We start from the raw sequence: 20,572 nt of genomic DNA, 5'->3' as shown, positions 1-20,572 counted from the left end.
TTTAGGCTCCTGTATCTAAATGTTGTGCTGTCGTGACAGCACGGAAATCAATGATGTGAAATACCAGGCTCTTGCTGTGGCGGTTCTTCTTGGCCAGGAATCCCGTGAACTCGTACGTGCCTCCCAGGGGCGCCGCGCTGAAGCGGTTGGAGATCTCTCCCGCGGCTACCGCGGCAATCTCGAACTCGGTCAGGCGGGCAATGCCGGCTTCCATCTGCTGCGAACTGTGCTGCAATACTGCATTCACCATTGGCAGACCGGCTGGCGTGTATCGCAACACTTCCCGCTCGGTGATGAGGCCGACAAACTGGAGCTGGTTCAGCGAAACTCCCGATCAATACTTACGCCGACAAACTCAAGCTGCAGCGGCTGCAGGAGCGGCTGCTGGTGCTTCGGCGCGGTGGCTCTTGGCCGCGTCTTCACGCTGGACCGACTTCATCATTGGCGAAGGAGCGGTTTCCGCTTTCTTCATCTTGACGGTCAGGTGACGCAGCACGGCATCATTGAATTTGAACGCGGTTTCCAGTTCGACCAGGGTTTCGTTGTCGCACTCGATGTTCATGCAGATGTAGTGTGCCTTGGCCAGTTTCTGGATCGAGTACGCCATCTGACGGCGGCCCCAATCTTCCACGCGGTGCACGTTACCGCCGCGCGAGGTCACGCTGGCTTTGTAACGTTCGATCATCGCGGGCACTTGCTCGCTCTGGTCCGGATGGACGATAAATACGATTTCATAGTGACGCATGCAAACTCCCTTAAGGACTGTTGATAGCCCACCCCGGCGTCAAGACGAGTGTGGGAAGAGGTAAGCCCGCGACTATATCAGCATTTTGTCGGGAAATCCAGAGGCCCCGCATGGCCCAACGCCCGATGTGGGCTGTCCGCGCGCTGCGATTGGGTGATGCGTCGGGGACAGTCCCCGCACGGGGACTGTCCCCGGTTTTCACACTATGGCGACCGAAGCCCCAAATATTTCGCCCAAAACAACAATTTCCCTTGCAATCGGACGAACACTGTACAAAAATACAGACTGTCTATATAAACAGCCCATCGCACCATGATCAAGCTCACCGCAAGACAGGAACAAATTCTCAATCTGATCAGGGATGCCATCGAAAACACCGGCTTCCCCCCGACCCGCGCGGAAATCGCGGCCGAGCTGGGCTTCAAATCCGCCAACGCGGCCGAAGAGCACCTGAAGGCGCTCGCGCGCAAGGGTGCGATCGAGATTACCGCCGGCACGTCGCGCGGCATCCGCCTGCTGGGCGAGCGCCCTGCCCCGGCATCGGCAGCGAAGCCGGCGGACCTGGGCCCGATGCCGCAAGTGCCCGCCAGCATGCTGATGTCGCTGCCGCTGATCGGCCGCGTGGCCGCCGGCTCGCCGATCCTGGCGCAGGAAAACCTGGAAACGAGCTACAGCGTCGACCCGGCGCTGTTCTCGGCCAGGCCCGACTTCCTGCTGAAGGTGCGCGGCGAATCGATGCGCGACATCGGCATCATGGATGGCGACCTGCTGGCCGTCAAAAAGGTGGACAGCGCAAAAAACGGCCAGATCGTCGTGGCCCGCATCGGCAGCGAAGTGACCGTCAAGCGCTACCGCCGCACGGGTTCGACGGTCGAACTGCTGCCGGAGAACCCGGACTTCAAGGTGATTACCGTCGATCCCGAGACCGACGAGTTCGCGCTGGAAGGGCTGGCGGTCGGCTTGCTGCGGAGCTGGCACTGAGCTGGCACTAAGCCGCCAGCGCTCGAGGCACCGGGGTCTGTCCCTCCAGGGACTGACCCCGAAGTTCTGTCAGTTGCATTCGATGCTGGCTGAACGCGAACGAACTTCGGGGTCTGTCCCCATGCGGGGACAGACCCCAATCCCTCATACAGCCAATGCGCTGCGGAAGTCCTCCACCAGATCCACGGTATCCTCGATCCCCACGGACACCCGGATCAGCGACTCGGCAATCCCCATCGACGCGCGCCGCTCGGCGCCCATCTCATAGAAGATCGTGTGCGCCACCGGAATGACCAGCGTGCGCGTATCGCCCAGGTTGGACGCCGGCACGGCGATCTTCAGGCGGTTGAGGTAATCGAAGCAGTCGATCCCGTCCTTCAGCTCGAAGCTGAACAGCGAACCGTACGCCTTGAACAACTCGCTGGCAATGCCGTGCTGCGGGTGGGACGGCAAGCCCGGGTAATGCACGGCCGCCACGCGCGGATCGGCCGCCAGCATGTCCGCCAGCGCCCTGGCATTCGCACACGTGCGCTCCATGCGCAGCGCCAGCGTTTCGGCACCCACGGCGATATGGTGCGCCGCTTCCGGCCCCAGCGAAGCGCCGAAGTCGCGCAAGCCCTTCGCGCGTACCTGCGTGATGCCCCACATCGGCTGCGCCGCCTTCTTGTAGTTCTCGAAGATGTTGGGGAAGCGGCTCCAGTCATACACGCCGGTGTCCGTCAGCGCGCCTCCCAGCGCATTGCCGTGGCCGCCGATCGATTTCGTCAGCGAGTTGACGACCAGGCCCGCCCCGACGGCCTTCGGCTGGAACAGGTAAGGCGTCGTCATCGTGTTGTCGACGATGTAGAGGATACCGCGCTCGGCGCACAGCTTGCCGATGCGCGCCAGGTCGGCGATCTGGGTACGCGGGTTGGCGATCGTCTCGACGAAGACGATGCGCGTGTTCTCCTTCAGTGCGCCGGCAACGTTGGCCACGTCGGTCGCGTCGACGAAGTCGACGCCCACGCCCTGCCCCGCCACCGTCTGCCACAGCGAATTGGTGTTACCGAACAGGAACGACGACGACACCACGTGGTCGCCCGCGCGCAATAGCGCCTGGAACACGGCGCCGATCGCCGCCATGCCGGTGGCGAAGCACAAGGTGGCGATGCCGCCCTCCATCTTGGTGATCTTTTCTTCCAGCGCCGACACGGTCGGGTTGCCCTGGCGTCCATAGCGGAAGCCCGGCTCGCGGCCCTGGAACACGGAAGCCAGCTGGCGCGCATCCGTGTAGCCGAACGCGACAGAGGTATGGATGGGTTTGTGCAGCGAGCCCTGCTCGACGGGCTTCTGGCGGTCGCCGTGCAGGATCGTCGTCGTGAAGCCGTAGTTGTTTTTATCGGTCATGTCGGAAAAATCCGGGACTGTCCCCGGTTTTTGGAAATATTGCCGGTGAAAAAAAGGGGCCGTTGCCGGCCCCTGCTGCGTTACGCCTCAGTCGTCGCGGCGTTCAGGTTCAGCTGCGTGCGCGCGGCGTCCTCGACTACTTTCGCCTTCGGGTTGTGGCGCGCGTGCTCGATGCGGTCCAGGTATTCCGGCGACACGTCGCCCGTCACGTAGATGCCGTCGAAGCACGAGGCCTCGAAGTTCTGCAGCGCCGGGTTGACGTCGGCAATCGCCTTTTTCAAGTCGTCCAGGTCCTGGTAGACCAGCGCGTCGGCCGTGATCTCGCGGCACACCTCTTCCGTGGTGCGGCCGTGGGCGATCAGCTCGTCGCGGGTCGGCATGTCGATGCCGTACACGTTCGGGTACAGCACCGGCGGCGCGGCGGAAGCGAAGATGACCTTCTTGGCGCCGGAGTCGCGCGCCATCTGGACGATCTCGCGGCTCGTCGTGCCGCGCACGATGGAGTCGTCGACCAGCAGCACGTTCTTGCCCTTGAACTCATCGCCGATCGCGTTCAGCTTCTGGCGCACGGACTTCTTGCGCAGGCCCTGGCCCGGCATGATGAACGTGCGGCCGATATAACGGTTCTTGATGAAGCCTTCGCGGTATTCCTTGCCGAGGCGCAGGGCCAGCTGGATCGCGGCGGGGCGCGACGAGTCGGGGATCGGCATGACGACGTCGATGTCGTCGGCCAGGCCTTCGCGGCGGATCTTCTCGGCCAGGTATTCGCCCATCTTCAGGCGCGTGCTGTAGACGGAAGCGCCGTCGATGACGGAGTCCGGCCGGGCCAGGTAGACGTATTCGAACACGCACGGGTTCAGCGACGGATTGTCGGCGCAGATGCGGCTGTGCAGCTTGTGGTGGGCGTCGATGAAGACGGCCTCGCCCGGCGCGATGTCGCGCACGAAGCGGAAGCCCATGCCTTCCAGGGCCACGGATTCCGAAGCGATCAGGTACTCGGAACCCTGCTCGGACTCGTTGACGCCCAGGCACAACGGCCGGATGCCGAACGGGTCGCGGAAGCCCAGCATGCCGACGCCGGCGATCTGCGCCACGGCCGCGTAGCCGCCGCGCACGCGGCTGTTCAGCACGGTGACGGCCTGGAAGATCGTGTCCGGATCGATCGAGTAGCCCGTCGTCGCCTTCTGGATCTCGTGCGCCAGCACGTTCAGCAGGACTTCCGAATCGGAGTCGGTGTTGATGTGGCGGCGGTCGTTCTCGAACATCTCTTTCTTGAGCTGTTCCCAGTTGGTCAGGTTGCCGTTGTGTGCCAGGGTAATGCCGAACGGCGCGTTGACGTAGAACGGCTGCGCTTCCTCTTCCGACGACGAGCCGGCGGTCGGGTAGCGGCAGTGGCCAATGCCCGTGTTGCCCATCAGCGAGCGCATATTACGGGTACGGAAGACGTCGCGCACCAGGCCGTTGGCCTTGTGCATCGAGAACATGCTGCTGTGATTGGTCGCGATACCGGCCGCGTCCTGGCCGCGATGCTGCAACAGCAGCAGCGCGTCATACAGCAGCTGATTGACGGGTTGATGGGAGACGACGCCGACGATGCCACACATACTGTGCTCCTGGATTGGGTGCTACGGATTTAAGAAATCTAAAATTGCACGTGCTGCGCGACGGCAGCGGGCAGAAAGGGTTTCACGGTGCGGGCGCCGCTCTCGGCCAACGGGCTGAGCAACGCCTGCCGCCAGAAGTCCTGCTGGGGAATCGACGTCATGCCACACAATATGACGGCGGCCAGCACGATCACAAGCCCCCGGCCCAGGCCGAACAGTCCGCCCAGGCCCCGGTCCGCCAGCGTCAGGCCGCTGGCCTCGACCAGGGCGCCGATCGCCATCGACAGCAAGCCCATCAGGATACGCGCACCGATGAACAGGACGATGAAGGCGACGATCAGCCGCACCACCTCGCCGGGAATCGCTTCCGGCAGCAACGCGGCCAGCGCCGCGCTGTAGGTATTCGCGACAACAAAGGCGACGATCCAGCCCAGCAGCGAAAGCATTTCCTTGACCAGCCCCCGCATCATGCTGACGATGATGGAAGCGACCAGCACGAACAGCACGAGGTAGTCGAAAATCGTCACGTTACCGCGTCAGGCTGGGCAGGGTTCAGACGGGCACCAGGCTGCCGGACAGGCCGATCTTCTGCAACCGCGCCTTGGCCTTCTCGGCTTCTTCCCGGCTGCCGAACGGGCCCACTTTCACGCGGGTCAGTTCGCCCGACGGCGACTTCTGCGTGAACGACTTGATGCCGGCCGCCTGCAGCTTGCCCTGCAGCTCATCGACCTTGTCCTTGGCGGCCAGGGCCGCAACCTGGATCACGTAGCGGCTGGACGCCCCTTCGGCCTCGGCCGGCTTGGCGGCCTGCTTGCCTTCCAGGATCGCCAGCGCGCGCGCGGCGTCGTCCGGCTTCTGTTCGTGTTTCGGTTCCGGTTTCGTTTCGGCCTTGGCTTCGCGCTTTGCCCTGGCTTCGGCTTCGGCCTCGGCCTCGGCCTTGGCCTTCGCCTTGGCCCGTGCTTCGACCTTGGCTTTCGCCTCGGCCTCGGCCAGGCGAAGCTCGGCCTTCGCTTCCGGCTTATTGTCCGGCTTGTGGTCGGCCACCTTCGTCTCGGGCTTGTGCTCCGGTTTCAGCTCGGGCTTCTTCTGCTCCGGCGCGATGTCCTTCGGCTCCGTCCAGCCGATGGGTTCCTTCGGCTCCACGCGCGGCGGCGGCGTGACCGCCGCGACCTTCGGCGCGGGCTCGGCTGGCTCGACGATTTCCTCGCTCTGGTCGAGCGCCTCGGCCGGTGCGACCGGCTTGGCCGGTTCGGCGCTGGCGACGGCGGCGTCCTCGGCTGCCTTGTCCTTGGCGGGGATCTGGATGGCGATGTCGTTCGCCAGCGGTTTCGGCTCCGAGTCGAGGATCATCGGCAGGCCGATGGCAACGGCCAATGCCAGTGCGATGGCGCCGACGAGGCGGCGGCGCGCACGTTTCTTTTCCGGCAACACGGGATCGGGAACGTCCCGCCCGGTACGGCCGCGGCCACGGGCGGCAGCGGCCTCGGCGCCCGCATGCGCCGCGCGCTTGGCGCGGGCACGTTCGGCGAGATTGCGGTCGTCGGCCGCCCGGTAGTAGCCGCTGTCTTCAACAGACTCCTGCTTGTTTTTACCAAATTTCGAGAACAAGCCCATGCGTGAATTTCTCAGTGGAGTGAGGATTTGCGTGCGGCCATGACGCCGGCAACAGTCAGGAACGATCCAAAGACCACAATTCTATCATTCTCCCCAGCCCTACTCATTGCATTTGCAAAAGCCGTGGCGGGATCGTCAAACACGGTGACGGTACGGTCCTGCTGCCCCTCGCCGGCCAGCATCTGCACCTTGGCGGCCAGTTCCGACGCACTGGCCGCACGCGGCGACGGCAAGGTCGTCAGGCACCAGTGGTCCACGTGCTGGGCCATCGCCTTGATGACACCGTCGATATCCTTGTCGTGCATCGAGCCGAACACGGCGAACGTGTACGGGTGATAGCCCATATTGCCCAGGTTCTGGTTCAGCGCGGCGGCGGCGTGGGGATTGTGCGCCACGTCGAGAATCACGGTGGGACGGCCCGGCAGCACCTGGAAGCGACCCGGCAGCTCGACCGTGACGAGACCGTGCCGCACTTCCTGCGCGCCGACCGGCAACTCGTTCTTCAGCACTTCCAGCGCGGCCAGCGCGGCCGACGCGTTCAATAGCTGATTCGCGCCGCGCAGGCTGGGGTAAGCCAGCGAGTTACGGCGCTGCGATCGGCCGCCATAGTTCCACTGCTGCTTGTCGCCCGCGTAGTTGAAGTCGCGGCCCATCAGCCACAGGTCGGCACCAATCGCCGCGGCGTGCTCGATCAGCGACTGCGGCGGCACCGGATCGCTGCAGATCGCCGCCTTGCCCGGGCGGAAGATACCGGCCTTTTCAAAGCCGATCTGCTCGCGCGTACCACCCAGGTAGTCCACGTGGTCGATGTCGACGCTGGTGACGATGGCCACGTCGGCGTCGACGATGTTGACGGCATCGAGGCGGCCGCCCAGGCCCACCTCGAGGATGACGACGTCCAGCGGCGCCTTGCTCATCAGGTGCATGATCGCCAGCGTGGTGAACTCGAAGTACGTCAGCGGCGTGTCGCCACGCACGGCCTCGACGGCGTCGAAGGCCGCGACCAGCTGCGCATCGCTGGCCAGGTCGCCGTTCAGGCGGGCCCGCTCGTTGAAGTCGAGGAAGTGAGGCTTGATGTACAGCCCCACCTTGTAGCCCGCGCGCAGCAGGATTGACTCCAGCATTGCGCACGTGGAGCCCTTGCCATTCGTGCCGGCCACCATGATGACGGGGCAGGCGAACTGCAGTTGCAGGCGCTCCTTGACGGCGCGCACGCGGTCCAGGCCCATGTTGATGACGGTTTCGGCGTGGCGCGACTCGAGCAGCGCCAGCCAGGCTGGGAGGGTGGTGGGAGTGGACATGACTTCCGGGGAATGCTGGGAAAGGCGCAATTCTAGCAGCGCCGACGAAAATCGGGGACAGGCACCTGCCGGCGAGCCTTCGACTCGCCGGCAGGTGCCTGTCCCCCGGGTCTAGCCGCGCTGGGCGCTTACGCCAGTACTTCGGCCGCCTGGTTCTGCAGCAGCGCCAGCAGGCGCGCGATCTCCTCGCGCATCTTGCGGCGGTCGACGATCATGTCGATCGCGCCCTTCGTCAGCAGGAACTCGGAGCGCTGGAAGCCTTCCGGCAGCTTCTCGCGCACGGTGTTCTCGATGACGCGTGGGCCGGCAAAGCCGATCAGCGCCTTCGGCTCGGCCATCACGACGTCGCCCATGAAGGCGAACGACGCGGACACGCCGCCCATCGTCGGGTCGGTCAGCACACTGATGAACGGCAGTTTCTTCTCCGACAACTTGGTCAGCATCGCAGTGGTCTTGGCCATCTGCATCAGCGACAGCAGGCCTTCCTGCATGCGCGCGCCGCCCGTGGCGGTAATGCAAATGAACGGCACCTTCTGCTCGACGGCCACCTGGGCCGCGCGGGCGAAGCGTTCACCGACGACGGAGCCCATCGAACCGCCCATGAATTCGAATTCGAAGCACGCGACGACAACCGGCAGGCTCATGATCGAACCGCCCATGCAGATCATCGCATCGGTCTCGCCGGTGGCTTCCATCGCCTGCTTCAGGCGGTCGGGGTATTTCTTGCTGTCCTTGAATTTCAGGGTGTCGACCGGCAGGCTTTCCTGGCCGATTTCATAGCGGCCGCCGGCGTCGAGCAGCGCATCGAGGCGCTCGCGGGCGCGGATGCGCATATGGTGGTCGCACTTGGGGCAGACGTGCAGGTTCGATTCCAGATCGGTACGGTACAGGACGGCCTCGCAGGAGGGGCACTTGACCCACAGGCCTTCGGGCATCGTCTTGCGAGCGGCAGCTTCCGAACGCTGAATGCGCGGTGGCAGCAATTTTTCCAACCAGCTCATATTTTCTCCTGTTGCTCTGACTGAGGGGCGAAGTGTAGCCTGTTCCGCCACACCTGTCGAACATTCAACTTTGCCAACTTTACGCACGACCGTGTGATTTTATGCGGCCTGGCGGGCCCTGCCGCGACCGAGACGGCCGAGACAGCCGAGCCCGTGTCCCACCTCGGGGTCAGGCACCGACGTGGGACACGGGCTGGGCTGTCGTGGCGCTTATTCGTCCAGCGCGCGGCGGATGCCGGCCACGAAGGCCTGGACGGCGGCGGGGGCATTTTCGGGCGTGCTGGCTTCGATTTCCTGGATGACGCGGCTGCCGATGACGACCGCGTCCGCCACCTTCGCCACCGCCTTTGCCGTGGCAGCATCGCGGATGCCGAAGCCGACGCCGATCGGCAGGCTGACGTGCTGGCGGATGGCAGCGATGCGCTCGGCCACCTGGGCCGTGTCGATATTGCCGGCACCTGTCACGCCCTTCAGCGACACGTAATAGGAAAAGCCGCTGCCGACTTTGGCGACCTGGGCGATGCGGGCGTCGGTGGAGGTCGGCGCCAGCAGGAAGATGACGTCCAGGCCGGCCGCGCGCATCTTGCCGGCAAATTCCTCGCACTCCTCCGGCGGGTAGTCGACAACGATCGCGCCATCCGCCCCTACCTCCTTCGAGGCGCCGATAAAGGCGTCGACGCCGATCCGCTCGATCGGGTTGGCGTAGCCCATCAGCACGACAGGCGTCGTCTGGTTGGTCTGGCGGAATTCGCGCACATGCTCGAAAACGTGGCGGATGCCGACGCCCTGCGCCAGTGCGCGCTCACATGCGCGCTGGATGACGGGTCCTTCGGCCATCGGGTCGGAAAACGGCACCCCCAGCTCCAGCACGTCCGCGCCGCCGGCCACCAGCGCATGCAGCAGGGGCACGGTCAGCGCCGGGGACGGGTCGCCGGCGGTAATGAAGGTCACGAGACCGGTCTTGTTCTGTTCTTTCAGGGCAGCAAAGGTTTGGGCGATACGGGACATTGTTGTTCTCGGCAAGAGTTCTTGGATCGGAGGCAAATCGGTGGAAAAACGGTGACTGTCACCGTTTTTCGGCGGAAGCTGGAAACGTCAGCTGAAGTTGAGCCCCATCCGCTCGGCCACCGTGTGCATGTCCTTGTCGCCCCGGCCCGACAGGTTGGCCAGCACGATCTTGTCCTTCGGCAGCGTGGCGGCCAGCTTGGCCGCGTACGCCAGCGCGTGCGACGATTCGAGCGCGGGGATGATGCCCTCGATGTGGCAGCAGTCGTGGAACGCCTGCAGCGCTTCCTCGTCCGTGACGGAGACGTACTGCGCGCGGCCCGAGTCCTTCAGCCATGCATGCTCCGGCCCGACACCGGGATAGTCGAGGCCGGCCGAGACGGAATGCGTCTCGATGATCTGGCCGTCGTCGCTCTGCAGCAGGTAGGTGCGGTTGCCGTGCAGGACGCCCGGGTAGCCCTTCGTCAGCGATGCCGCGTGCTTGCCCGAGTCGAGCCCCTCGCCCGCGGCCTCGACGCCGATCAGCTGCGTGTTCTTCTGGTCGATGTACGGGTAGAAGATGCCCATCGCGTTCGAGCCGCCGCCGATGCAGGCGAGCACGTAGTCGGGCTGGCGGCCCGTCATTTCCGGCATCTGCACGAGGCATTCCTCGCCGATCACGGATTGAAAATCGCGCACCAGCATCGGGTACGGGTGCGGCCCCGCCACCGTGCCGATGATGTAGAACGTGTTTTCGATATTGGTGACCCAGTCGCGCATCGCTTCGTTGAGCGCGTCCTTCAGGGTTTTCGAGCCCGACTCGACCGGCACGACGGTGGCGCCCAGCAGCTTCATCCGGTAGACGTTCTGGGCCTGCCGCTTGACGTCCTCGCTGCCCATGTACACCACGCACTCGAGACCGAAGCGGGCGCAGATCGTCGCGGTGGCGACGCCGTGCTGGCCCGCGCCTGTCTCGGCGATGATGCGCGGCTTACCCATCCGTTTCGCCAGCAGCGCCTGGCCGATGACGTTGTTGATCTTGTGCGCGCCCGTGTGGTTCAGGTCCTCGCGCTTGAAGTAGATCTGCGCACCGCCCGCCATCTCGGACCAGCGGCGGGCGTGATAGATCGGCGAAGGACGGCCGACAAAGTGCTTCAGCTCGTAGCGGAACTCTTCCAGGAATTCGGGGTCGCGGCTGTAGCGGGCATAGGCTTCGTTCAGCTCGGCCAGCGCATAGGTCAGCGTTTCGGCGACGAAGGAACCGCCATACGGGCCGAAGTGGCCAGTCTGGTCGGGCAGGTGGTAGTCGGTGGCGTGGAACAGGGCGGCGGCGCCGTTGTCGATCGGGGTTTTCATAGCAAGCTCTCAGGTCGGGGACCCCTGCCTGCCATGTGGGCGCCGTCGCGGCGCATGGGAAAAGGCTAGGCGGAGGTCGCGGTATCGTCGGCTGCCCGGACCGCGGCAACGAATTGCGCGATCAGGCGGGCATCTTTGATGCCCTTCGCGGCCTCGACGCCACTGCTGACGTCAACCGCGTAAGGGCGCACGCTGGCTACGGCGCCAGTCGCGTTGTGTACGCTCAAGCCACCACTCAAAACGGCCCGATGCGCGAGATCTTTTGGAATGAGAGACCAATCAAAAACCTTTCCTGCGCCGCCATAGGCATCGACAAACGTATCGAGCAGCACACCCGCGAACAGGCGTGACGATGCGCGGCATTCTGTCTCGTATTCTAGCAGCTCATTCCCGGCCGTGTCCCCTTTTACGCGGAACACCCGCAGGAACGGGCGGTTCGCCGCCGCGGCAGCTGCCGCGCACTGCGCGGCCGTTTCGTCGCCATGGAACTGCAGCAGCCCGACAGGCGCCACGGCCACCGTCGCGGCCACCTCTTCGGTCGAGGCGTTGACGAACAGCCCGACCGCCGTGACGAACGGCGGCAGCAACGCGATCAGCTCGGCGGCGCGCGCCGGCGTCACGTAGCGCGGGCTCTTCGGGTAAAACACGAAGCCGACGGCGTCGGCGCCGGCCGCCACGACGGCCTGCACGTCTTCCTCACGGGTCAGGCCACAGATCTTGATGCGGGTGCGCTGCATGATGGTCCTCTCAGAAAGCGGGCAGGATGCGCGGGTTTTCCTGCGGCAGCCCCCACTTGGCATCGTATTCGATATCGGCCAGGTACAGGCCGTCCGGCATGAACGTGGGCGCGGCCACCGTGCGGTCGCGCCCCGCCAGCAATTCGCCCAGCCAGGTCACATCTTCGCGCCCCTGGCCGACATAGACCAGCGCGCCGACGAGATTGCGCACCATGTGGTGCAGGAAGGCGCTGGCGCGCAGGGTGAACAGGATCATGTCGCCGTGGCGTTCGATCGTGATCTCCTGCATGTCCTTGACGGGCGTCTTCGCCTGGCAGCCGGATGCCCGAAAGGCGGAGAAGTCGTGCGTGCCGATCAACGGCACGACGGCCGCGCGCATGCGCTCCACGTCCAGCGGGCGGTGCGTGAAACCGGCGCGCCCGGCCAGCAGGGGCGCACGCACGGCGTGGTTGTACAGCAGGTAGTGATAGGTGCGCGAACGGGCGGAAAAGCGGGCATGGAAGTCGGCGGCGGGGTCGAACTCCGCCTCGCCATAGGCGACGACGTCATGCAGTTCCTTGGCCCAGCGCACCCCGATCGAATCGGGCAGGAAGGCGTTGATGCCCCGCACCCATGCATGGGGCTCGCGTTGCAGGCTTGTATCGAAATGAACGACCTGGCCCAGCGCATGCACGCCCGCATCGGTGCGGCCGGCGCAGGTGGTGCCGATATGCACGCAGGCGAACTTCTCGATCGCCTGCTCCAGCTTGTCCTGCACCGTGCACCCATGCGGCTGCACCTGATAGCCCTGCCAGTCGGCGCCGTTGTACTGGACTCCCAATGCGATGCGTTTCAATGCCTGCTCTTTTCAGCTGATGTGCGGAGCCGGCATTATACGCGCAGCGACCAAGCCCGTTGCCGGCTCAGCCCAGCTGCGAGAGCATCTGGTTGGCGCGCGCCACCTGGTCGTCCGTGCCGCCACGGATGACTTCATCGAGCAGCTCGCGCGCGCCTTCCTTGTCGCCGATTTCCTGGTAGGCGATGGCCAGGTCCAGCTTCGTGTCCATCTCCATCTGCAGCGCCGACATGGGTTCGGCAGCAGGAGCACCGTCCGCGTCGGTCGCCGCTTGTGCGGAAGTGGCGTACGGGTCGGGCGCGGCCGTCTTGTCGTCGTCCAGCTCCAGGTCGATGCCGGACAGATCGAACTCCGGCGGCGGCGCGGCCGTTACCGCCTCCTCCGCCTGCGGCAGGTCCGGCAGCGCGAAGTCCTGCTCGTCCAGGCCCAGCGCCGGCTCCTGCGCCGGCCGCGTGGCCGCCTGGCCCGGCGGCACGTCGCCCGGCAGGTCGAAGTCCATCAGGTCCAGTTCGGCCAGCGGATCGGCCGGCGCGGGCGCGGCGGTCTTGTCCGCGCCCGGCAGGTCCAGGTCGAAGTCCATGCCCATCGCGTCCAGGCTGGACGGGGCCGACGTTTCGGCGGCAGCAGCGGGCGGGGTGTCGTTCTCGTCGAACGCCAGGTCCAGGTGGTCGGGCGCGGCTTCCTCGGCCGCTTGCGCAGCAGGCGTACCGGGGGCGGGCGTACCGGCTGCAGGCGTATCCACAGCCGGCCGTTCGTCCGCCAGCCCGCCCAGGTCGAAGTCGAGCAGGTGGTCGCCGTCGCTCTCGGCCACCGTGGGTGCCGGTGCCGGCGCCGGCGTGGCCGTGCGGTCGTCGGCGAAGTCGAAGTCCATCAGGTTGGCCGCGGACTCCTCTTGCACGTGGGGCGCCGGCGTGTCGTTGCCGAAGTCGAAGTCGAGCGGATCGGCCGTCACGTCGTCCGTGCGCGCCGGCGGCGGGCTGGCCAGGTCGAGGTCCAGGCCTTCGTCCGCTGCGTGGACGTCGCGCGCCTCGCGGCGCTCGTCCAGCATGCTGCCGAAGTCGGCCATGCGGTCCGACTCGCTTGCCGCGTACGCCGCGGCACCCGCGGCCACGGCGGCGGCACCGGTGGCGACCCCATAGCTGCCGCCGATGGCAGCATCACCGCCCGCGTACAACGGATTGTGAGGATCGATCGAGCGGCCCAGCGCCGCGGCCTGCGCCCAGTCCTCGCCTTGGCCCTTGGTCAGGCCGTACATCTCGCTGGCCTGCGCCTCGAACGCGCGGGTGTCCTTGCGGGTCGCGTAGATCTCCAGCAGCTTCAGGCGCACGGGGTGGCGCTCGGGATGCGTGCGCAGGGCCTCCTTCAGGATCTCCTCGGCCTGCAGGTCGCGCCCATAAGCAATGTAGACATCGGCTTCCGCCACCGGGTCCACCTCGTTGGTATCGAGCTGGCTGGCCGACGGCGCGAAGTTCGAATTGAACACGCTGTTGCTGGTGTCCACGCTCTGCCCGCCCGCCTCCTCGTGCAGCGGCTGCGCCGGCGTGGTCGGATCGGCCAGCGCGACGACGTCCTGCTTGGCGACGACGACCTTCTTTTCCTGCGCCTTGCGGCGGCGCGACATCGTCAGGCCGACGGCCGCCAGCAGCGTCGCCAGCGCAACGCCGATCAGCGGCATGTTCTCCGTCAGGCTGTCCATCAGGCCCGGCTCGGGCTTGGCGGGTACCGGGGGTGGCGCGATAGGCGCCTTCACCGGTGCCGTCGGCGTCAGGTCGACAGGCGGGGGCACGGGCGGCTTGTCGGCCTGGGCGACGGCAGCCTTGTCCTGCGCATCCGCCGCCGGCTGGTCCTTCACCGTCATCAGCTTTTCCAGGTCGCTGACGTTCTTTTCCAGCTCCTTGACGCGGGCGGCGGCATCCGCCACCTGCTGGTCCTTGGCGATCTTGTCCTCGACGGCGGCGGCGTTGCCGGTCTTGCCGGAGCCCTCCCCCGCCTTGGACAGCTTGAGCTGGTCCTGCGCCTCGTTGACGGCCGTGGGGCGCTCCTGCACTTTCGTCGTGATCTTGCCCGTCGCGCTTTGCGCCGCTTCCGGCGTCTTCGTGGGCGTGCTGGCCGCGACCTGGCCCGCCAGGCGCTCACGGTAGGCATTGAAGTCGGCCGCGTGCGCGACGACGATGCGGCGCGCCTCGCCGCGCGCCGTGCTGCGCACGGCATCGGCGCCCGGCACCGACAGGATCGAGCCGGACTTCAGCCGGTTCATGTTGTTGCCGCTGAATGCTTCCGGATTGGCGCGGAACAGCGCCACCAGCATCATGTCGAGCGAGACGCCGGCAGGCTTGATGTCGCTGGCGATCGCGCTCAGCGTATCGCCGCGCTTGACGCGCACGTCCGGCTGGCCCTGTTCCTCGCGGCGCTGCTGCGCGGTGGGTGGCGCCGCAGCCGCCGGCGGGGTGGCCGGGGCAGCCGCCGCCGGCGTGGCCGGCGTCGTCGTCCCCTGCCGGCCCTGGCCGCCGCGCGCCACATCGACGGGCGCGGCCACCTGCGGCGCCTGCGTCGCGCGCATCTCGGCCGGATCGAGCAGGAACGTGTACTCGCGCACCAGGCGCCCCTTGGCCCAGGTCAGCTCCAGCAGCATGTCGACGAACGGCTCGTTGACGGGCTGGCTGGACGTCACGCGGATGAACTGCCGGCCGTTGCGCTGCTCGATCTCGAAGCGCAGGTTCAGTAACGCCGGGTTGAAATCGATGTTGGCGGCCTTGAAGGCCTCGACCGGCGCCAGGCGCGCCGTCAGGTCGTCCGCTTCTTCCGGCGTGACGGCGGTCAGCTCGATCTCCGCGCGCAGCGGCTGGCCCAGCGCGGACAGCACCGTCAGCTTGCCCAGGCCCGCGGCATACGCGGCAGGGCTCAGCAGCGCGGTGCCGAGCACGGCGCAGGTCATGGTGTGCAGCGCGAACGAGGCGATCCTGGAGCGTTTTTGTGCGGGCATATTCATCGTATAAAGTTGGCAACGGGAAAAAAGTTACTTTCCCAGACGTCTCAACATAACATCATGCCCCCTCGCCGCGCAAGCTCCGCACCTCTGCCGTGAGCCCTGTCGTCCCCTCTGTGGACGGCTCGGCAACACACGATGGCCGAGATGCGGCCGAGCTCGTGTCCCACATTGGTGACTGACCCCGTGGTGGGACACGGGCGCGGCCGTGCGGGCGTAAAAAAAGCCGGGCGGACCCGGCTTTTCCTGGCGGCTGGCGGATTACTTGTCCAGCACGATGCGCAGCATGCGGCGCAGCGGTTCGGCGGCGCCCCACAGCAGCTGGTCGCCGACGGTGAACGCGGACAGGTATTCCGGGCCCATCGACATCTTGCGCACGCGGCCGACCGGGATCGTCAGGCTGCCCGTGACGGCGGCCGGCGTCAGGTCGCGCACCGACGCTTCGCGCGTGTTCGGCACGAACTTGACCCACTGGTTGTCGTTCGCGATGATGTCGTTGATCTCGTCCAGCGGCACGTCCTTCTTCAGCTTGATGGTCAGCGCCTGCGAGTGGCAGCGCATCGCGCCGATGCGCACGCACAGGCCGTCCACCGGAATCGCCGACGAACCGAAGTCCGCGCCGCGGCCCAGGATCTTGTTGGTCTCGGCGCCGGCCTTCCACTCTTCCTTCGACTGGCCGTTGTTCAGGTCCTTGTCGATCCACGGGATCAGGTTGCCGGCCAGCGGCACGCCGAACTGCTTCGTCTCATCAGACGACAGGCCGTGCTGCGTCGCCAGCACCTGGCGGTCGATCTCCAGGATCGCGGCGGCCGGGTTGTCCAGCAGCGACTTGACCGACGCGTTGATGGTGCCGAACTGCGTCAGGAGCTCGCGCATGTGCTGCGCGCCGCCACCCGATGCGGCCTGGTACGTCATCGACGTCATCCACTCGACCAGGTCCTGCTTGAACAGGCCGCCCAGGCCCATCAGCATGCACGACACGGTGCAGTTACCGCCGATGAAGTTCTTCACGCCCTTCGTCATCGCGTCCTTGATGACGTTCAGGTTGACGGGGTCCAGCACGATCACGGCGTCCTTGTCCATGCGCAGCGTGGAGGCCGCGTCGATCCAGTAGCCGTGCCAGCCCGCTGCGCGCAGTTTCGGGAAGACCTCACCGGTGTAGTCGCCGCCCTGGCACGAGATGATGATCTCGCAGCGTTTCAGTTCGTCGATGTCGGTAGCGTCCTTCAGCGTGGTTTCGTTCTTTGCCATCGCCGGGGCCTTGCCGCCCGTGTTCGACGTCGAGAAGAACACCGGCTCGATGTGTTCGAAGTCGCCCTCTTCCTGCATGCGCTGCATCAGGACCGAACCGACCATGCCACGCCAACCTACCAGACCTACGAGTTTCATATTGGTTTCCTTGTGTTTTGGTTTCCACCTAACGCACCGGGGCGCGCGGCGGTGGACAGAATATTATCGCGCCAGCGTTGCGACGACCGCGTCGCCCATCTGGTCCGTGCCTACCTTGGTGGTGCCTTGCTCGAAGATATCCGGCGTGCGCAGGCCCTGTGCCAGAACGGCCTTGACGGCTGCCTCGATGCGGTCGGCCTGTTCGGCCTTGCCCAGGGAGTAGCGCAGCATCATCGCAGCGGACAGGATCGTGGCCAGCGGATTGGCGATGCCCTTGCCGGCGATGTCCGGCGCGGACCCGTGCGACGGCTCGTACAGGCCCTTGTTGTTGGCGTCCAGCGAAGCCGAGGGCAGCATGCCGATGGAGCCCGTCAGCATCGCGGCCGCATCGGACAGGATGTCGCCAAACATATTACCGGTCACGATGACGTCGAATTTCTTCGGCGCCCGCACCAGCTGCATGGCGGCGTTGTCGACGTACATGTGATCCAGCGCGACGTCCGGATACTCCTTGTGCACATCGGTGACGATGTCCTTCCAGAACTGGAAGGTTTCCAGCACATTGGCCTTGTCGACGGAGGTCAGGCGCTTGCCGCGCTTCTGCGCCGCCTGGAACGCCACGTGGGCGATGCGACGGATTTCGCCTTCGGCATAGCGCATCGTGTCGAAGCCTTCGCGCTGGCCCTTGAATGGGCCGTCCGGGCATTCGCGCACGCCACGCGGCTGGCCGAAGTAGATGTCGCCGGTCAGTTCGCGGATGATCAGGATGTCGAGGCCCGACACCACTTCCGGTTTCAGGGTCGAGGCGCCGGCCAGCTCCGGATACAGGATGGCGGGACGCAGGTTGGCGAACAGGCCCAGGTTCTTGCGCAGGCCGAGGATGGCCTGTTCGGGACGCAGCGGACGGTCGAGCGTGTCGTACTTCCAGTCGCCCACGGCGCCGAACAGCACGGCGTCGGCCGCCTTGGCCAGCGCCAGCGTGGCTTCCGGCAGCGGATGGCCGGCGGCCTCGTAGCCGGCGCCGCCGACCGGCGCGGTCTCCAGTTCGAACTGTTCGTCCAGTGCGTTCAGGACCTTCACGGCCTGGGCGACGATTTCGGGGCCGATGCCGTCGCCCGGCAGGATTGCGATTTTCATTGTTGTTCTCAGATCGAGTTGGCCAGCCAGGGCTGGTTTGCCAGATGACGCTCCTCGAAGGCGCGGATGCTGTCGGCATGACGCAGCGTCAGGCCGATATCGTCGAGGCCATTCATCAGGCAGTATTTACGGAAGGCGTCGACCTGGAAGGGGTAGGAGATCTTGCCGTCCTGGGAGCGGATGACTTGCTGCTCAAGGTCCACCACCAGGCGGTAGCCCGGGAATGCCTTGACTTCGTCGAACAGATGATCGATCTGCGCTTCGGACAGCACGACGGGCAGCAGGCCGTTCTTGAAGCAGTTGTTGAAAAAGATGTCGGCGAAACTGGGGGCCAGGATCGCCCGGAAGCCGTACTGCTCGAGCGCCCACGGCGCGTGCTCGCGCGAGGAGCCGCAGCCGAAGTTCTTGCGCGTCAGGAGGATCGAAGCGCCCTGGTAGCGCGGCTGGTTCAGCACGAAATCGGGATTGACGGGCCGGCGCTCGTTGTCCATGCCCGGCTCGCCGTGGTCCAGGTAGCGCCATTCGTCGAACAGGTTGGGACCGAAGCCGGTACGGCGGATCGACTTCAGGAACTGCTTGGGAATGATGGCATCGGTGTCGACGTTGGGACGGTCGAGGGGAGCGACGATGCCTTCATAGATCGTGAATTTTTCCATGGTGCTCTGCTGGTGGGCGGCGGCGGGTTCATGACGATCCACGCCGGCCGCGATGTTATTTTCTGCCGGCGCCTTCGACGACCTGGCCGACCTTCTGAACGTCCTTGCCGATGCCGGCGATCGTGTTGCAGCCGGTCAGGATGATGGTGGTGAGGGCGATGGCGAAGATGGTTTTCATGAGTCGGACTTCGGTAAAGTGTAGGTAGTTCATGCTTGCACCCCACAGCAAACCCTGGGGTCAGACCCGTCGGGTCTGACCCCGGCCCTTGCCGTTGGGGTTGTCGACGTCAGCGGATCGCGCGCACGTCGACAAAATGACCGGCGATACCGGCGGCGGCGGCCATGGCTGGGGACACCAGGTGGGTACGCCCGCCCTGGCCCTGGCGGCCTTCGAAATTCCGGTTCGATGTCGAGGCGCAGCGCTCGCCCGGCTCGAGCCGGTCGGCGTTCATCGCCAGGCACATCGAGCAGCCCGGCTCGCGCCACTCGAAGCCGGCCGCCTTGAAGATGACGTCCAGCCCCTCGCGCTCGGCCTGCTCCTTCACCAGCCCCGAACCCGGCACCACCATCGCCAGGCGCACGTTCGACGCGCGCTGCTTGCCGCGCACGACGGCGGCTGCGGCGCGCAGGTCCTCGATGCGCGAGTTGGTGCAGGAACCGATGAACACCTTGTCGATGCGGATGTCCTCGATCGGCGTGTTCGGTTTCAGGGCCATGTAGGTCAGCGCCTTTTCCATCGCGTCGCGCTTGACGGGGTCCTTCTCGTGGTCCGGGTCCGGCACGCGGCCGTCCACCGACGTCACCATCTCGGGCGACGTGCCCCACGTGACCTGCGGCTTGATTTGCGCCGCATCGAGCGTGACGACCATGTCGAATTTCGCGCCCGGGTCGCTGTGCAGCGTGCGCCAGTACGCGACGGCCTGGTCCCAGTGCGGACCGGCCGGGGCGAACGGGCGGCCCTTGACGTAGTCGATCGTGGTGTCGTCGACGGCGACCATGCCGGCGCGCGCGCCCGCTTCGATCGCCATGTTACAGACCGTCATGCGGCCTTCCATCGACAGCGAGCGGATTGCCGAGCCGGCGAATTCGATCGCATAGCCGGTACCGCCGGCCGTGCCGATCACGCCGATCACGGCCAGCACGATGTCCTTGGCGGTGACACCGGGCGGCAGAACGCCGTCGACCTGCACCAGCATCGATTTCGATTTCTTCGCCAGCAGCGTCTGCGTGGCCAGCACGTGCTCGACTTCGGAGGTGCCGATGCCGTGCGCCAGCGCGCCGAACGCGCCGTGGGTGGACGTGTGCGAGTCGCCGCAGACCACCGTCATGCCCGGCAGCGTGGCGCCCTGCTCGGGCCCGATCACATGCACGATGCCCTGGCGCTTGTCGTTCATGTTGAAGTATGTCAGGCCGTATTCCTTGGCGTTGCCGTCCAGCGTCTCGACCTGCAGCCGCGAGATGGGATCGGCGATGCCGTGCGAGCGGTCGGTCGTGGGGACGTTGTGGTCGGCCACGGCCAGGTTGGCGGACAGCCGCCATGGCTGGCGGTGCGCCGCGCGCAGGCCGTCGAAGGCCTGCGGGCTGGTGACTTCATGCAGGAGGTGGCGGTCGATGTAGAGGATGGCGGTACCGTCTTCCTCCGTCCGCACCACGTGGGATTCCCAGAGTTTGTCGTAAAGCGTCTTCATGATTGCTGCTTACTGCCTGTGTGTGAGAAGTTCCATTTTGATTATGCCACAGTTTGTGCGCTGCAAAACAAGCCGACTTCCGGCCTTGTGGGCCGATGCCTCTTGATTCCGTGCGGCGCGCCGCTGGCGCCCGTTCTTGCAATGTCCTGCCAAAAGTCGATGACTTTACTGC

The 20,572-nt window shown here is 65.7% G+C and carries 19 protein-coding genes; 1 reads left to right on the top strand and 18 read right to left on the bottom strand.

Annotated features, from left to right (window positions below; all coding sequences use genetic code 11):
• Nucleotide 1: 1 nt before the first annotated feature.
• Both priB and rpsF read right to left on the bottom strand, forming a co-directional pair.
• Entirely contained in the window at nt 2-322 is a 321-nt protein-coding gene (gene priB, locus PX653_RS01005) for a primosomal replication protein N (RefSeq protein ID WP_277418678.1), read from the bottom strand.
• Between the two features lie 33 nt (nt 323-355).
• Nucleotides 356-745 (bottom strand): 30S ribosomal protein S6, encoded by a 390-nt coding sequence (gene rpsF, locus PX653_RS01000; RefSeq protein ID WP_107143312.1) that lies wholly within the window; start codon nt 743-745, stop codon nt 356-358.
• Between the two features lie 312 nt (nt 746-1,057).
• Between rpsF and lexA the strand changes: the two genes are divergently transcribed.
• The gene (gene lexA, locus PX653_RS00995) at nt 1,058-1,726 is read left to right on the top strand and encodes a transcriptional repressor LexA (RefSeq protein WP_277416105.1); all 669 of its coding nucleotides are present in this window, start codon (nt 1,058-1,060) and stop codon (nt 1,724-1,726) included.
• A 144-nt stretch (nt 1,727-1,870) separates the two neighbouring features.
• Here lexA and PX653_RS00990 read toward each other — a convergent pair whose 3' ends face one another.
• From PX653_RS00990 to leuC, 16 genes are all read right to left on the bottom strand, one after another.
• Entirely contained in the window at nt 1,871-3,112 is a 1,242-nt protein-coding gene (locus PX653_RS00990; RefSeq protein ID WP_277416104.1) for a cystathionine gamma-synthase family protein, read from the bottom strand.
• 80 nt (nt 3,113-3,192) lie between these two features.
• A complete protein-coding gene (gene purF, locus PX653_RS00985; RefSeq protein ID WP_277416103.1) occupies nt 3,193-4,716 on the bottom strand; it encodes an amidophosphoribosyltransferase in 1,524 nt (507 codons plus the stop codon).
• A gap of 38 nt (nt 4,717-4,754) precedes the next feature.
• On the bottom strand, nt 4,755-5,243 hold the full coding sequence (locus PX653_RS00980; protein ID WP_277416102.1) for a CvpA family protein: 489 nt from the start codon (nt 5,241-5,243) through the stop codon (nt 4,755-4,757).
• A 25-nt stretch (nt 5,244-5,268) separates the two neighbouring features.
• Nucleotides 5,269-6,330 (bottom strand): SPOR domain-containing protein, encoded by a 1,062-nt coding sequence (locus tag PX653_RS00975; RefSeq protein ID WP_277416101.1) that lies wholly within the window; start codon nt 6,328-6,330, stop codon nt 5,269-5,271.
• 11 nt (nt 6,331-6,341) lie between these two features.
• On the bottom strand, nt 6,342-7,631 hold the full coding sequence (folC, locus tag PX653_RS00970; RefSeq protein ID WP_277416100.1) for a bifunctional tetrahydrofolate synthase/dihydrofolate synthase: 1,290 nt from the start codon (nt 7,629-7,631) through the stop codon (nt 6,342-6,344).
• 128 nt (nt 7,632-7,759) lie between these two features.
• Nucleotides 7,760-8,632 (bottom strand): acetyl-CoA carboxylase, carboxyltransferase subunit beta, encoded by an 873-nt coding sequence (gene accD, locus PX653_RS00965; protein ID WP_107143319.1) that lies wholly within the window; start codon nt 8,630-8,632, stop codon nt 7,760-7,762.
• A gap of 210 nt (nt 8,633-8,842) precedes the next feature.
• The gene (gene trpA / locus PX653_RS00960; RefSeq protein ID WP_277416099.1) at nt 8,843-9,640 is read right to left on the bottom strand and encodes a tryptophan synthase subunit alpha; all 798 of its coding nucleotides are present in this window, start codon (nt 9,638-9,640) and stop codon (nt 8,843-8,845) included.
• 87 nt (nt 9,641-9,727) lie between these two features.
• Nucleotides 9,728-10,972, bottom strand: coding sequence for a tryptophan synthase subunit beta (gene trpB / locus PX653_RS00955; protein ID WP_277416098.1), 1,245 nt, complete (start codon nt 10,970-10,972; stop codon nt 9,728-9,730).
• Between the two features lie 65 nt (nt 10,973-11,037).
• Nucleotides 11,038-11,709, bottom strand: a complete 672-nt coding sequence (locus PX653_RS00950; RefSeq protein WP_277416097.1) for a phosphoribosylanthranilate isomerase — start codon at nt 11,707-11,709, stop codon at nt 11,038-11,040.
• Nucleotides 11,710-11,719: 10 nt separating this feature from the next.
• Nucleotides 11,720-12,544 carry a tRNA pseudouridine(38-40) synthase TruA gene (gene truA / locus PX653_RS00945; protein ID WP_277416096.1) on the bottom strand — a complete coding sequence of 275 codons (825 nt, stop codon included), beginning with the start codon at nt 12,542-12,544 and terminating at the stop codon, nt 11,720-11,722.
• 67 nt (nt 12,545-12,611) lie between these two features.
• Entirely contained in the window at nt 12,612-15,527 is a 2,916-nt protein-coding gene (locus PX653_RS00940) for a motility hub landmark protein FimV (RefSeq protein ID WP_277416095.1), read from the bottom strand.
• A 264-nt stretch (nt 15,528-15,791) separates the two neighbouring features.
• The gene (gene asd / locus PX653_RS00935; protein ID WP_277416094.1) at nt 15,792-16,919 is read right to left on the bottom strand and encodes an aspartate-semialdehyde dehydrogenase; all 1,128 of its coding nucleotides are present in this window, start codon (nt 16,917-16,919) and stop codon (nt 15,792-15,794) included.
• 63 nt (nt 16,920-16,982) lie between these two features.
• Nucleotides 16,983-18,056, bottom strand: a complete 1,074-nt coding sequence (gene leuB / locus PX653_RS00930; protein ID WP_277416093.1) for a 3-isopropylmalate dehydrogenase — start codon at nt 18,054-18,056, stop codon at nt 16,983-16,985.
• 8 nt (nt 18,057-18,064) lie between these two features.
• Nucleotides 18,065-18,712 (bottom strand): 3-isopropylmalate dehydratase small subunit, encoded by a 648-nt coding sequence (leuD, locus tag PX653_RS00925; protein ID WP_277416092.1) that lies wholly within the window; start codon nt 18,710-18,712, stop codon nt 18,065-18,067.
• A 55-nt stretch (nt 18,713-18,767) separates the two neighbouring features.
• Nucleotides 18,768-18,890, bottom strand: a complete 123-nt coding sequence (locus PX653_RS00920; RefSeq protein ID WP_277416091.1) for an entericidin A/B family lipoprotein — start codon at nt 18,888-18,890, stop codon at nt 18,768-18,770.
• Between the two features lie 109 nt (nt 18,891-18,999).
• On the bottom strand, nt 19,000-20,403 hold the full coding sequence (leuC, locus tag PX653_RS00915; RefSeq protein WP_277418677.1) for a 3-isopropylmalate dehydratase large subunit: 1,404 nt from the start codon (nt 20,401-20,403) through the stop codon (nt 19,000-19,002).
• Nucleotides 20,404-20,572: the final 169 nt, after the last annotated feature.

Origin of the sequence: Pseudoduganella chitinolytica, assembly GCF_029028125.1 — a bacterium.
In the GTDB taxonomy this organism is placed as follows: domain Bacteria; phylum Pseudomonadota; class Gammaproteobacteria; order Burkholderiales; family Burkholderiaceae_D; genus Rugamonas; species Rugamonas chitinolytica.
Note: the sequence above shows the minus strand (reverse complement) of the source record. Positions and strands in the feature narration are given on the sequence as shown.